This window comes from Anaeromyxobacter sp. Fw109-5, assembly GCF_000017505.1.
Classification (GTDB): Bacteria; Myxococcota; Myxococcia; order Myxococcales; family Anaeromyxobacteraceae; genus Anaeromyxobacter.
Genome location: NC_009675.1, coordinates 1,120,050 through 1,132,475, shown reverse-complemented (window position 1 = coordinate 1,132,475; position 12,426 = coordinate 1,120,050). Strand labels below are relative to the sequence as shown.

Here is a 12,426-nt window from a genome sequence, read left to right as displayed (position 1 = left end):
CGGTGCATCCGACACCCCTATCGACACGAAGTACCCGTCGTCCGCGCTCGTGAGGTGGAGGCTCACCATGGGTCGCGCGAGAATGTCCTCCGGCCAGCAAGCGAGCAACTCGTGGCCGTCCTTCGGCGCCTCGCACCGGAGGCGGCCCATCGCGGCGACGTCGCGGACCGCGTCTTCGGCCGCGCGCCGCTGCGCTGCGGCCGCCTCGCCGGGTTCCGCCGCAGGGGGGCGTACAGCGATCCGGGCACCGTGCGTGCACGCGCAGAGCAGCGCGACAGACGCGAGCGCGAGCGGACGTGGGATGGAACTCATGACGGAATCTTCCCAGAGGATGTCCGCGGCGCCAAACGCTCTCAGCCAGACACGGGAGGTGACTCGTCACACCGACCGGGATCTGCCGCCATGGTTCGTCGTCCTCTCCGAACGGGATCCAGGCTCCCGCGAGCGTGTCGCGGCGCCGCTGCGAGGTGAGGCGGGCGCCCGCGCCCGTTCGATCACGGCGGCTCTCGCCGCGATCGGCTCACCCGCGCCGAGCTCGAGACGTGGTTCCGCGGCGGGGAGCCGGAGGCGGACGCCTGCGAGCAGCTCCTCGCGTGGGCGGCGCGGGCCCGGGGCAGCCTCGATCTCGCGATAGGCGAGGGGCTCGACGCGCTCAGGCACGGGGACCGGCTGGCGGAGCTGGGCTATCACCTCGAGGACTACGCCCGCGAGGTCCTGGACCTCGGCAAGCGCTCCGCCGAGAACCTCGCCCGGCTCGCGGCCGACCTGCGCACCCGTCCCCTCCTCCGCGACGCGCTGTGGTCCGGGCGCGTCCGGCTCCGAGCCGCGGAGACGGTGCTGCCGGTCGCGATCGGCGAGGCCGAGGCGCTCTGGGTCGAGCGCGCGCGCGTGCAGACGGTCCGGGAGCTGGAGGAGGCGGTCCGCGTGGCGCGGGCGGAGCCGAGCGAGTCCGAGGAGGACTGGGTCAGGCTGCGCACGCATCTGCCGCCGGACGAGCGGCTCATCGTGGACGAGGCCCTCGCCGCCGCCCGCGGAGAAATGCCAGCCTCGACCCGGATCGAGCAGCTCGAGGCGCTCGCGCAGGAGTACCTCGCCGAGTTCTCCACGGACGCGGACTCCGACGCGACGCCCCCGCTGGGGCCAGGGTTCCGGGCGTACGGCCCCGGCTCGCGACCCGGCGCGGTTGGCGACGAGACGGAACGCTGGGCGGAGCTCCCCCCGGTCTCGGAGCTCGCCGCGCCGGACGTCCCGTTCGAGGAGACCTCGGACGGCGCAGGAGATCGACGCTCGGCTCCGCGCGCTCGCCCGCCTGCGCGCGGGGTGGGATCGGCTCATCGGGTTCTGCGGGTTCGCCGTCAAGCGGAGCGGGATGCACGGCCTGCTGGGCTACGACGGCTTCCGCCGGTACGTGGAGGAGCGGCTGGGGCTCCCTGCGCGCGCGGTGGAGCAGCGCGTCGCCCTCGAGAGGCGGCTCTGGGAATCCCCGGCGCCGAGGGAGGCGCAGGGACGCGGCGTGTCGTACGAGAAGCTGCGGGTGCTGGCGCGCTTGCCCGAGACCGACATCGGTCCGTGGATTCCCCGGGCACTGGATGCGACGTGCATCGCGTTGAGGCATGACGTGGAGGGCGAGCGCGAGCGGCAGACACGTTTCATCCTAGATGCGTGCGCGCCAGGAGCTGCTCGCTCCGCTGCCCCGCCGGGTGGCGATGCTGCTCGCGGCCGCCATCGAGGGCGTCCGGGAGCGGTTCGGGCGGGTGCTCTCGACGGGGAGGTGCCTCGCCATCATCGCGTTCCACTTCCTCGCTTCGTGGGGACGCGCGGGAAGACGCTCGAAGACGCGCTCGCAGAAGGTCCGCGAGCGGGATCGGGGCTGGTGCCAGGTCCCGGGTTGCAGCCACCGCGCCGCCCACTCGCACCACATCGACTTCCGCTCGCGCGGCGGCAGCGACGATCCGGAGAACCAGGTCGGCCTGTGCGCCTTCCATCACCTGCGCTGCATCCACGGCGGCATTCTCGCCGTGTTCGGACGGGCGCCGGACGCGCTCGTCTGGATGCTGGGTGGGAGGGTCTGGAACGGACCTGCGGTCGTGGGCGCCGACGCCGAGCCGCTGGCGAGCTGAACCGTCCGCGTCCCCCATTCGCAACGCTTGCGCGCGTCGCGTCGGACGCTCAACCCCGCAGCCGCTTCAGCGCCTCGCGGAGCAGCTCGTCGAGCTTCTTCCCCTCCGCCTCGTCGCGCAGCGCGTCGGCGGCGGCGTCGGCCTGGGGCGGCTTGTAGCCGAGGTTCACGAGGGCCTGGCGGAGCTGCTCGACCACGCCCGCGCCGGGCTTCGCCCGCGCGGGGCCCGCGGCGCGCGCCAAGAGCGCGAGCTTCTCCTTCAGCTCGACGACGAGCCGCTCCGCGGTCTTCTTGCCGATGCCGGGCACCTTGGTGAGCCGCGCCACGTCGCTGCCCGCGACCGCCTGGGCGAGCTCGCGCGCGTCGATGCCGGAGAGGATGTTCTGCGCCGCGCGCGGCCCGACGCCTTTCACGTCGATGAGCGCGCGGAACACCGCCTCCTCGTCCTCGCTGGCGAAGCCGTACAGCTCGATCGCGTCCTGCCGGACGTTGGTGAAGATCCGCAGCGTGCCGTCGCCGCCCTGCGGCGGCAGGCCGGCGAGCGAGACGGCCGACAGGTGCACGAGGTAGCCGACCCCGCCCACGTCGAGCACGACGTGATCCGCGCCCTTCTCCGCCACCTTCCCCGCGAGGCGCGCGATCACGCGAGCCCCCGGTGATCGCGCCGCGAGGGCCGCAGCCGCGCGGCGGCGAGGGCGGCGCGCTCACGGGCGGGCGGGAGCGCGAGGGGGCGGGCGCGGCCGGCGACGCCGGGCACGGAGACGGCGACGTTCCGGACCGCGGGCACGGCGAGCCTGCCGGCGCGCCGCGCGAGGTGGCAGACGGCGAGCGCGAGCGCGTCGGCCTCGTCGGAGAGGCCGGGGGTCGCGCCGAGGAGCATGTGGGCGGTGCGGATCATCTGGTCCTTCGTCGCGCGGCCGGAGCCGGTGAAGGCGAGCTTCACCTCCGAGGGCGCGTACTCGAAGACGGGGAGCCCGGCCTGCGCGGCCGCGGCGAGGGCGACCCCGCGGGCCTGCCCGAGCACGAGCGCGGAGCGCACCGAGGCGCCCGAGAAGACCTGCTCGATGGAGCACTCGGCTGGCCCGGCGCGGCGGATCACCTCGGCGAGGCCGTCGAGGATGCGCGCGAGCCGCTCGGCCACAGGGCGCTCCGCCCTCGGGGCGAGCACGCCCGAGGCGACGACCACGAGCCGGGTCCCCTCGCGCGCGACGACGCCGTAGCCGCAGCGGCGCGAGCCAGGGTCGATCCCGAGGGCGATCACGAGGGCAATCTAGCAGAGGGCGGGCGGGGGTCCAGCGCGCGCCGGTCCCCGCCTCATGCGGCGCGCGGCGGGGCGGGCCGGGCCGGCGGAGCGGCGCGGCCGCGCGCCAGCGACGCCGCCGCGGCGAGCAGCGCCAGCCCCGCGCCGGCGCGGAGGGCGAGCGCGTAGCCCGCGAGGAACGCCTCGCCGCGCGCGCCCGGCCCGGCGCGCAGCGCGAAGAGGACACCGGCGAGCCCCACGCCGAGGGCCATCCCGGCGTTGCGGGCCGTCGCGAGCAGTCCTCCGCCCGAGCCGAGCCGGCCGCGCGGGAGCGCGCCCATCACGAGCGCGCTGTTCGGGGCCTGGAAGAGCCCCATGCCCGCGCCGCAGAGCGCCAGCCGCGCGGCGACCGAGGCCACCCCTCCGTCCGCCCGGGCGGAGGACAGCGCGACCAGGCCGGCCGCGACGAGCAGCATCCCGGCGGCCGGGAGGCGGCGCTCCCCGAAGCGATCGGAGATCCATCCCGCGAGCGGGGACGCCACCGAGAGCGCCAGCGGAACGGCGGCGAGGACGAGCCCGAGCGCGCCCGGCGCGAGCCCGAGCACGCGCGCGAGGAAGAACGGCGTCAGGAACGTCTGCGAGAACATGGCCGCATAGGAGAGCAGCCCCGCCGCGAGGCCCCACGAGAAGGTAGGGATCCGGAAGAGGGCGAGATCGAGCAGCGGCCCGCCCGCGGTCCCGCCGCCGCGCGCGAGCACGCGCAGCGCCCAGGCGGCCCCCGCCAGCCCGATCGGCAGGTTCACGTAGAAGATCCAGCGCCACGAGAGGTGCGAGAGGATGAGCCCGCCGAGCGGCGGCCCCGCGGTGAGCCCGAGCGCCACGACGGTGCCCACCGCCCCGAGGGCGCGCCCGCGCACGGTGGGCGGGAAGGCCGCGGTGACGATCGCGGGCCCGATCGCCATCATGGCGCTCGCGCCGAGCGCCTGGACCACCCGCGCCGCCACGAGCGCGCCGAGCCCGCCCGCGAGCCCGCACAGCGCCGACCCGGCCGTGAACACGAGCAGCCCGCCGGCGTAGAGCGCGCGGTGCCCGAGGCGATCGCCGAGCCGGCCGAGCGGGACGAGGGTGGCGGTGATGGCGATGAGGTAGCCGTTCACCACCCACTGCAGCGGCCCCACCTCCGCCCCCAGCTCGCGCGCGAGCGTGGGGAGCGCGACGTTCACGATGTTGCCGTCGAGCGTCGCCATGACGGTGCCGACGGCGACGACGGAGAAGGCGAGCCAGCCCTGGGGGCGAGGGGTGGGGTCGGGAGGGCGTGGGGACATGGCAGCGAGGTCGGGTCGGCGGTCCCTCGACTCCGCTCCGGGATGATCGGCCTCGAGAGATCCGGTCGAGGTCGGGGTCGGGCTCGGGCTCGGGCTCGGGCTCGGGCTCGGGCTCGGGGTCGGGTCGGGGTCGGGGTCGGGGTCGAGGTCGGGGGCGGGGTCGGGGTCGGGGTCGGGAGTCGAGGGCGGGGTCGAGGGCGGGGTCGAGGTCGAGGGCGGGGTCGAGGTCGAGGTCGGGGTCGGGGTCGAGGGCGGGGTCGAGGGCGGGGTCGAGGGCGGGGGCGGGGGCGGGGTCGAGGTCGGGGGTCGGGGTCGGGGTCGGGGTCGGGGTCGGGGTCGGGGTCGGGGTCGAGGTCGGGTCGAGGTCGAGGTCGAGGTCGAGGTCGAGATCGGGGGCGGGGTCGGGGTCGAGGGCGGGGTCGAGGTCGAGGTCGAGGTCGGGGTCCGGGCGTCTACTGGGAGGACGGCGGGAACAGCGTGGGGTGATGCGCGAGCACGGTACGCCGGAGCCGCGGGAGAGCGAGGTGGAACACGCCGCTCGCCACGAGCACCACGGCGGCGCCGGTCGCGAGGGTGCGGGGCGCGCCGAAGCGGCTCGCGGCGAAGCCGGCGGCGAGGGCGCCGAAGGGCGTCACGCCCACGAACAGCGTCGAGAAGAGCCCCATGACGCGCCCCCTCATGTCCGCCGGCGCGAGCCCCTGCAACAGCGTCATCGTCCCCGCCATCTGCGTGATGAAGCCGAACCCGGCCACCGCGAGCGCGGCGGCGGCGACGAGCGGTTGGCGGGAGAACGCGAGGGCGAGGAGCCCCGCCCCGAGCAGCGTCGCCCCGAGCGCCACGCGGCGGCCGAGGCCCGCGAGGCCCTTGCGCAGGAGGAGCCCCACGGCGCCGGCGAGCGCGCCCACCCCGGCGCAGCCGAGCAGGACCCCGTACAGGCCAGCGCCCCCTTGGAGGACCTCGGACGAGAGGACCGGGAGGAGCGCCTGGTACGGCATGGCGAAGAAGCTCGAGACGGCGAGGAGCGCGAGCAGCGCGCGCACGTGGGCGGTCCTCCCCGCGTACGCGAGCCCCTCGAGCAGGTGCGCGCGGCGGCTGCCCTCCGGCTTCGGCTGCGGCGGCGGGCGCATCACCCAGAGCGCACGGTAGGTGCCCGCGAAGGAGAGGGCGTTCAGCGCGAAGCACCAGCCCTCCCCCACGGCGGCCACGAGGCCGCCCGCCAGCGCCGGGCCGACGATGCGCGCCGCGTTGACGATCGAGGAGTTGAGCGCGATCGCGTTCGGCGCGTCGGGGCCGGCGAGGTCTGCGAGGAGGGCCTGGCGCGCGGGGATCTCGAACGCGTAGGTGAAGCCGAGCATCCCGGCGAGCACCACCACGTGCCAGGGCTGCACCGCGCCGCCGAGCGTGAGGGCGGCGAGGAGCACCGCCTGGACGATGGCGTTCGTCTGCGTCGCGAGGACGATGCGCCGGCGCGGGTGGCGGTCGGCGATGGACCCCGCCCAGATGCCGAACAGGAACACCGGCACCTGGCCGAGGAAGCTCACGATCCCGAGCAGCTCGGAGGAGCGGGTGAGGCGCCAGATCAGCCACGACTGGGCGACGCTCTGCATCCAGGTGCCGGCGAGCGAGACCGCCTGCCCCGCGAAGAAGAGCCGCAGGTCGCGCTTGCGCAGGGAGCGGAGGGCGTCGGGCCAGCGCATCTTCCTCCGGCGTGGGGGTTGCGGCGTGCGGCGGGCGCGTGCCCTCGGCGGCGCGGCCCGGTCGAGCCCGACGCCGGGCGGTGGCTAGAGCTGGAGCTGCGCGCCCATCTCGACCACGCGGTTCGGCGGCAGCCCGAAGAACGCGCTCGCCGTCTGGGCGTTGCGCGACATGATGATGAAGAGCCGCTTGCGCCAGCGCGCCATCTTGGAGGGCCCCGTCGGCAGCAGCGTCTCGCGGCCGAGGTAATAGGTGGTCTCCATCGGCTTCAGCTCGATGCGCGGCCCGTCGAGCTTGCGGTGCGGCAGCGAGGCGAACATCGCCGGGACGTCCGGGGTCTCCATGAAGCCGTAGCGGGCGATCACCTGGATGAAGCCCGAGCCGAGCTCCTTCACCGTCACCCGCTCCGCGTCGCGGACGCTCGGGATCTCCTCCGACATGATCGACGTGAGCACCACCCGCTCGTGGAGCACCTTGTTGTGCTTCAGGTGGTGCAGGAGCACGGGCGGTACGGTGCCGGTGTTTCCGGTCATGAACACGGCGGTGCCGGGGACCCGCTGGGGCTTGCGGCGCGCGATGTCCTCGAGGAACACGTCGAGCGGCAGGCCCGCGCCGCGCATCAGGTCCGCGAGCCCCTCGCGGCCCCGCTTCCAGGTGGAGAGCAGCGTGAACACGAACGCGGCGGCGGCGAGCGGGAACCAGCCGCCCTCCTCCACCTTGACGATGTTCGCGCCGAAGAACGCGAGGTCCACGAGCAGGAACAGGAGCGTGAGCGGCCAGGCGCGCCAGCGAGGCCACCGCCACAGGTCGCGCGCCACCCTGTGGAACAGGAGCGTGGTGATGGCCATCGTGCCGGTCACCGCGATGCCGTAGGCGGCGGCGAGGTTCGAGGAGCTCTTGAACCCGAGCACCAGGGCGATGGTCGCCGCGCCGAGCAGCGCGTTCACCTCCGGGACGTAGATCTGGCCGATCTCGGTCGAGGAGGTGTGCCGGATGGTGACGCGCGGGGAGTAGCCGAGCTGCACCGCCTGGCGCGTGAGGGAGAAGGCGCCGGAGATCAGGGCCTGGGACGCCACGATCGCCGCGGCGGTGGCGACGGCGATCATCGGGTATAGCGCCCACCCGGGCACGAGCAGATAGAACGGGTTGCGCGCCGCCTGCGGATCGTGGAGCAGGATCGCGCCCTGCCCCATGTAGTTGAGCATCAGCGCCGGCATGGCCACGAGGAGCCAGGCGAAGCGGATCGGGCGCTTCCCGAAGTGGCCCATGTCCGCGTAGAGCGCCTCGCCGCCGGTGATGACCAGCACCACGCCGCCGAGGACGAGGAAGCCGTGCCAGGAGTTCCGCGCGAAGAAGGCCACCGCGTGGGTGGGCAGGACCGCCTGCAGGATCGTGGCGTCGAAGAGGATCCCGCGCACGCCGAGGATCGCGATGCAGAGGAACCACACCAGCATCACCGGCCCGAACACCGCCCCGACGGCGGCGGTGCCGCGGCGCTGGATGAAGAACAGGAGCGCGAGGATGCCGACGGTGACCGGCACCACCCAGTGCTCGAGGGCCGGCGCGGCGACCGAGAGCCCCTCCACCGCGCCCAGGACCGAGATGGCGGGCGTGATGACGCCGTCGCCGTAGAGCAGCGCCGCCCCGAACAGCCCCAGGATGATGAGGAGCTGCTTGCCGCTCCGGCGCACCTCGTGCTTCCCCACCAGCGCGAGGAGGGCCAGGATCCCGCCCTCGCCCCGGTTGTCGGCGCGCATGACGAAGGACAGGTACTTGAACGTGACGACGAAGGTCATCGCCCAGAACACGAGCGACAGGACACCGAGCACGTTCGCTGGGGTGGCCTGGACGCCGTGGTGCCCGGTGAAGCACTCCTTCAGCGCGTACAGCGGGCTCGTGCCGATGTCGCCGTAGACGACGCCGAGGGCCCCCAGGGCGAGCTTCGCGAGGGCGGAGCCCGTCGCGGGAGGGCGGTGGCCATGGGCCGGCAACGCCGTCACCGCGGCCTCCGCCGCCGGAGAGGGCGGCGGGGTCGGTACGACTTCGGGACCGGCGCGTGACGAAGGGTTGTCGGACATCCGGGGTCCAGCGAGGGTCGGGAGGTAAACATGTCGCGCCCCTCGCGTCGAGAGGCTACGGCGCGATCGGGTCCATGCCTCCGGGGTTCCTGAGGATTCCGGCGCCGGGAGCCGCTCGGCCGCAGGCGTCGCACGCACTTCGAGTATAACCCGGCGCCTCGCGCGAAGGCTTTTTGCCTGACCCTTTAGTGGCATCGGCAGCGTGAAAGTGGTCCGTCGCGACGCGTGCCTCTCGGGCTGCGGGCCCTGGGTCGGTCGGGTATGTTCCCGCCCCCCGTGGCCGCCCCTGCACTGCCCCTGCGCGCCGAGCTGTCCGCGCTCGTGCGCCTCGCCCTGCCGCTGGCGATCGCCCAGGGCGGCCAGGCGCTCATGGGCGTCGTGGACACCGCCGTCGTCGGCCGGGCCGGGGCGCTCCCTCTCGCCGGCGTCGGCCTCGGCAACGCGCTCTTCATGGCGCTCGCCGCCTTCGGCATGGGGGTGATGCACGGCCTCGACCCGCTCATCTCGCAGGCGCTCGGCGCCGGGGACGGGCTCCGCGCGCGCCGCCTCCTGTGGCAGGGCACCTGGCTCGCGCTCGCGCTCGCCGCGGCCCTCGCGCTCCCCTTCGCCCTCACGCCCGCCGCCCTCGAGCCGCTCGGCATCGGCCCGGACGTGGCGCGCGAGGCGGGCCGCTATCTCCTGTGGCGACTCCCCGGCCTCCCCTTCTTCTTCCTCTTCTTCTCCGGCCGCGCCTATCTGCAGTCGCACGGGCTCGCGCGCCCCATGGTCGTCGCGACGGTGGTCGCGAACCTGCTCAACGTGCCCGCCGACCTGCTGCTCGTGCTCGGCGGCGCGGCGCTCCCCGCCGTCGCGGGGCCGCTCCGGACCATCCCGCCGCTCGGCGCGGCTGGCGCCGCGATCGCGACGAGCCTCTGCGCCGCCGCGCAGGCGGCGCTCATCGCCCTCGCCGCCCGCGCCGTGCCCCGCCCCGCGGGGCGGCTGTCGCGCGCGCCGGACGGGGTCGCGCTCCGCGCCGCGCTCGCGGTCGGGGTCCCCATCGGCCTGCACATGGGGGCCGAGGTGGGGATCTTCGCGCTCGTCGGGTTCCTCGCCGGCCGCTTCGGCGCCCTGCCCATCGCGGCGCACCAGCTCGCCATCTCCATCGCGAGCCTCACCTTCACCGTCGCCATCGGCTTCGGGAACGCGGGCTCGGTGCGCGTGGGCTGGGCGGTCGGCCGGCGCGACCGGGCCGCGGTCCGCCGGGCGGGGCTCGCCGCGTTCGGCGCAGGGGCGGCGCTCATGACCGTCTCCGGGCTCGTCTTCTTCCTCTTCCCGCGCGCCCTCGCGCGCGCGATGACCGACGATCCCGTGCTCGTGGAGGCGGCGGTGCCGCTCCTGCGCATCGCCGCGCTGTTCCAGCTCTCCGACGGCGTCCAGGGGGTCGGCGCTGGCGTGCTGCGCGGCGCGGGCGAGACGCGCTTCACCTTCGCCGCGAACATGGTCGGCCACTGGGCGCTCGGCTTCCCGGCGACCGTGGTCCTCGGGTTCACGATGGGGCTCGGCGTCACCGGGCTGTGGTGGGGGTTCGTGCTCGGCCTCACGGCCGTGGCGGCGAGCCTGTTCCTCCGCTTCCTCCGCGTCTCCGCGCGCGAGATCGTCCCGCTGGCGGAGCGGGTGCCCCTCGAGGCCGGCTGACCGCCCGCGGCAGGCTCCGGCCCCGGCCGCCGGCGGGGGTTAAGCTCCCGGAGATGCGCCTCGCCTCGCCGCAGCCGTACGAGGACCTCGGCCACACCGCCGACGTGGGCGTGCGCGTGCGCGGGGCGACCGCCGAGGAGGCGCTCGCGCGGCTCGTCCTCGCCTTCGCCGCGCTCGCGACCGGCGGCAGGGAGGTCGCGGTCGAGCGCGAGGAGCGCGTCGCCGTCGCCGGCGGTCCCGAGCTCGCCGGCACCGCGGTGGCGCTCCTGCGCGAGCTCCTCTACCGGCTCGCGACCGAGGCGCTGGTGCCGGCGGCCTGCGAGATCGTGCGCGCGGACGCGGACGGCGTCGAGGCGCGGGTCGCGTTCGGGCGGCGCGATCCCGAGCTTCACGCCGAGGGCGCCGACCTCAAGGCGGTGACGTGGCACGCCGCCCGCCTCGAACGAGAGGGCGCCGGCTGGGTGGCCCAGGCGGTGTTCGACATCTGATCACGGGGGCTGCGCCCCCGCCCCGCTCGGCTTAACAACCAGCACATGCAGCTACGGCGGATCGAGGGCGATCTGTGGGAGATCCCGCGCGAGGGGCGGATGCGCGTGCCGGGCCGGGTGTACAGCGCGGGGCCGCCCGCGCCCGACGACCCCGCGCTCCAGCAGGTCGCGAACGTGGCGCACCTCCCCGGCATCCTCCGCTTCTCCCTGGCGATGCCGGACATCCACTGGGGGTACGGGTTCCCCATCGGCGGCGTCGCGGCGATGGACGTCGAGCGCGGCGCGGTCTCGCCCGGCGGCGTCGGCTACGACATCAACTGCGGCGTGCGCGTCCTCACCACCGCGCTCGAGGAGGAGGACGTCCGGGCGAGGCTGCACGCCGTCACCGCCCAGCTCTTCCGCGACGTCCCCACCGGCGTGGGGGCGAGCCGGGCGATCCCCACCCTGTCGGACCGCGAGCTGGACGAGGTGCTGGAGGGAGGCGCGCGCTGGGCGGTGCGGCGCGGCTTCGCCGCCGCGAGCGACGACGCGGAGCGCTGCGAGGAGGGCGGGCGGCTCGCCGGCGCCGACGCGTCCGCGGTGAGCGCGCGGGCGAGGGCGCGCGGGGCGGACCAGCTCGGCACCCTCGGGAGCGGCAACCACTTCCTGGAGGTGGACCGGGTGGCCGAGGTCTACGATCCGCAGGCCGCGGAGGCGTTCGGGCTCGTGCCGGGCCGCGTCGCGCTCCAGATCCACTCCGGCTCGCGCGGGCTCGGCTACCAGGTGTGTGACGAGTTCGTCGCGGAGATCGCGCGGCGCCGCCCCGAGTTCGGCCCCGACTACGCGGACCTGCCCGACCCGCAGCTCGCCGCGGCGCCCATCGGGAGCGCGCTCGGCCAGCGCTACCTCGGCGCGATGCAGGCGGCGGCCAACTTCGCGTGGGCCAACCGGCAGGTCATGACCGGCCTCGCCGTCCGGGCCCTCCTCCACGTCCTGCGGATCTCCGAGCGCGACCTCGGCGCGCGGGTCCTCTACGACGTCTGCCACAACGTGGCGAAGCTCGAGGAGCACGACATCGAGGGCGCGCGCCGGCGCGTGCTCGTCCATCGCAAGGGGGCCACGCGCTGCTTCGGGCCCGGCGACGCCCGCGTCCCCGAGCCCTACCGCGGCGTGGGCCAGCCCGTGCTCATCCCAGGCGACATGGGGCGCTACTCGTACGTGCTCGCCGGCACCGAGCGCGCGATGAGGGACACGTTCGGCAGCTCCTGCCACGGAGCCGGCCGGCTGCTCTCCCGCGGGGAGGCGCTGCGGCGCGGCCGCGGCCGCTCCATCGCGGCCGAGCTGGCTGCGCGCGGGATCGAGGTCATCTCGCGCGGGAAGAAGACGCTCGCCGAGGAGATGAGCGACGCCTACAAGGACGTCGCGCAGGTGGTCGCGGTGATGGACGCGGCAGGGATCTCCCGCCTCGTCGCCCGCCTGGAGCCGATGGGGGTCATCAAGGGCTGAGCGATCCCGAGCCCGCGCTGCGGCCGGCCCGACCTCCCTCCATCCCCTCTGCCCTTCCCGGGCCCCCTGCCCGCGGGCGAACCCGGACCGTAGCTTGTCTCATGGACGTGCCGAAGGTGCCGCTCGTCCTCGTGCGGGGCGGCCGGCGCGACGACGAGACGGCGGGAGGCGGCGGGCTGCCCCGCGAGGCGCTGCGCGTCATCCCGGGCGGGCCGGCAGGCGACCTCCAGGCCGCCATCGAGGAGACCGTGCAGGAGGCCAGGAAGATGCGCGCGGAGATCGAGGCGCGCATCGCCAAGGCCCTCGAGGACCTCTTCTGAGG

At 75.2% G+C, this 12,426-nt stretch carries 9 protein-coding genes and 1 pseudogene; 5 read left to right on the top strand and 5 right to left on the bottom strand.

The window, feature by feature from the left end:
* Positions 1 to 522: 522 nt before the first annotated feature.
* Positions 523 to 2,120, top strand: a pseudogene (locus tag ANAE109_RS05085) (HNH endonuclease); the annotation flags it as partial.
* A 49-nt stretch (positions 2,121 to 2,169) separates the two neighbouring features.
* On the opposite strand, the gene ruvA reads toward ANAE109_RS05085, so the two are convergent.
* From ruvA to ANAE109_RS05060, 5 genes are all read right to left on the bottom strand, one after another.
* The gene (gene ruvA / locus ANAE109_RS05080; protein WP_011985308.1) at positions 2,170 to 2,763 is read right to left on the bottom strand and encodes a Holliday junction branch migration protein RuvA; all 594 of its coding nucleotides are present in this window, start codon (positions 2,761 to 2,763) and stop codon (positions 2,170 to 2,172) included.
* The gene (gene ruvC / locus ANAE109_RS05075) at positions 2,760 to 3,380 is read right to left on the bottom strand and encodes a crossover junction endodeoxyribonuclease RuvC (protein WP_011985307.1); all 621 of its coding nucleotides are present in this window, start codon (positions 3,378 to 3,380) and stop codon (positions 2,760 to 2,762) included. The genes ruvA and ruvC overlap by 4 nt, the downstream gene beginning before the upstream one ends.
* Before the next feature lie 53 nt (positions 3,381 to 3,433).
* Positions 3,434 to 4,684 (bottom strand): MFS transporter, encoded by a 1,251-nt coding sequence (locus tag ANAE109_RS05070; RefSeq protein WP_011985306.1) that lies wholly within the window; start codon positions 4,682 to 4,684, stop codon positions 3,434 to 3,436.
* A 452-nt stretch (positions 4,685 to 5,136) separates the two neighbouring features.
* Positions 5,137 to 6,381, bottom strand: coding sequence for an MFS transporter (locus ANAE109_RS05065; protein WP_011985305.1), 1,245 nt, complete (start codon positions 6,379 to 6,381; stop codon positions 5,137 to 5,139).
* Between the two features lie 84 nt (positions 6,382 to 6,465).
* Positions 6,466 to 8,457, bottom strand: coding sequence for a potassium transporter Kup (locus tag ANAE109_RS05060; protein WP_011985304.1), 1,992 nt, complete (start codon positions 8,455 to 8,457; stop codon positions 6,466 to 6,468).
* A 261-nt stretch (positions 8,458 to 8,718) separates the two neighbouring features.
* Here ANAE109_RS05060 and ANAE109_RS05055 point away from each other — a divergent pair, with 261 nt between their 5' ends.
* From ANAE109_RS05055 to ANAE109_RS05040, 4 genes are all read left to right on the top strand, one after another.
* Positions 8,719 to 10,131, top strand: coding sequence for an MATE family efflux transporter (locus ANAE109_RS05055; protein ID WP_011985303.1), 1,413 nt, complete (start codon positions 8,719 to 8,721; stop codon positions 10,129 to 10,131).
* 53 nt (positions 10,132 to 10,184) lie between these two features.
* Positions 10,185 to 10,619, top strand: coding sequence for an archease (locus ANAE109_RS05050; RefSeq protein ID WP_011985302.1), 435 nt, complete (start codon positions 10,185 to 10,187; stop codon positions 10,617 to 10,619).
* Between the two features lie 45 nt (positions 10,620 to 10,664).
* Positions 10,665 to 12,104, top strand: a complete 1,440-nt coding sequence (locus ANAE109_RS05045; protein WP_011985301.1) for an RtcB family protein — start codon at positions 10,665 to 10,667, stop codon at positions 12,102 to 12,104.
* A 101-nt stretch (positions 12,105 to 12,205) separates the two neighbouring features.
* Positions 12,206 to 12,424: a hypothetical protein gene (locus ANAE109_RS05040; protein WP_011985300.1), complete on the top strand. Its 219-nt coding sequence runs from the start codon at positions 12,206 to 12,208 to the stop codon at positions 12,422 to 12,424.
* Positions 12,425 to 12,426: the final 2 nt, after the last annotated feature.

Excerpts from the sequence above, each read along its gene's own strand:
- ANAE109_RS05065 (WP_011985305.1), bottom strand. The coding sequence starts at position 6,381 with ATGCGCTGGCCCGACGCCCTCCGCTCCCTGCGCAAGCGCGACCTGCGG.
- ANAE109_RS05040 (WP_011985300.1), top strand. The coding sequence starts at position 12,206 with ATGGACGTGCCGAAGGTGCCGCTCGTCCTCGTGCGGGGCGGCCGGCGC.
- ANAE109_RS05050 (WP_011985302.1), top strand. The coding sequence starts at position 10,185 with ATGCGCCTCGCCTCGCCGCAGCCGTACGAGGACCTCGGCCACACCGCC.
- ANAE109_RS05070 (WP_011985306.1), bottom strand. The coding sequence starts at position 4,684 with ATGTCCCCACGCCCTCCCGACCCCACCCCTCGCCCCCAGGGCTGGCTC.
- ANAE109_RS05045 (WP_011985301.1), top strand. The coding sequence starts at position 10,665 with ATGCAGCTACGGCGGATCGAGGGCGATCTGTGGGAGATCCCGCGCGAG.
- ANAE109_RS05060 (WP_011985304.1), bottom strand. The coding sequence starts at position 8,457 with ATGTCCGACAACCCTTCGTCACGCGCCGGTCCCGAAGTCGTACCGACC.
- ANAE109_RS05055 (WP_011985303.1), top strand. The coding sequence starts at position 8,719 with ATGTTCCCGCCCCCCGTGGCCGCCCCTGCACTGCCCCTGCGCGCCGAG.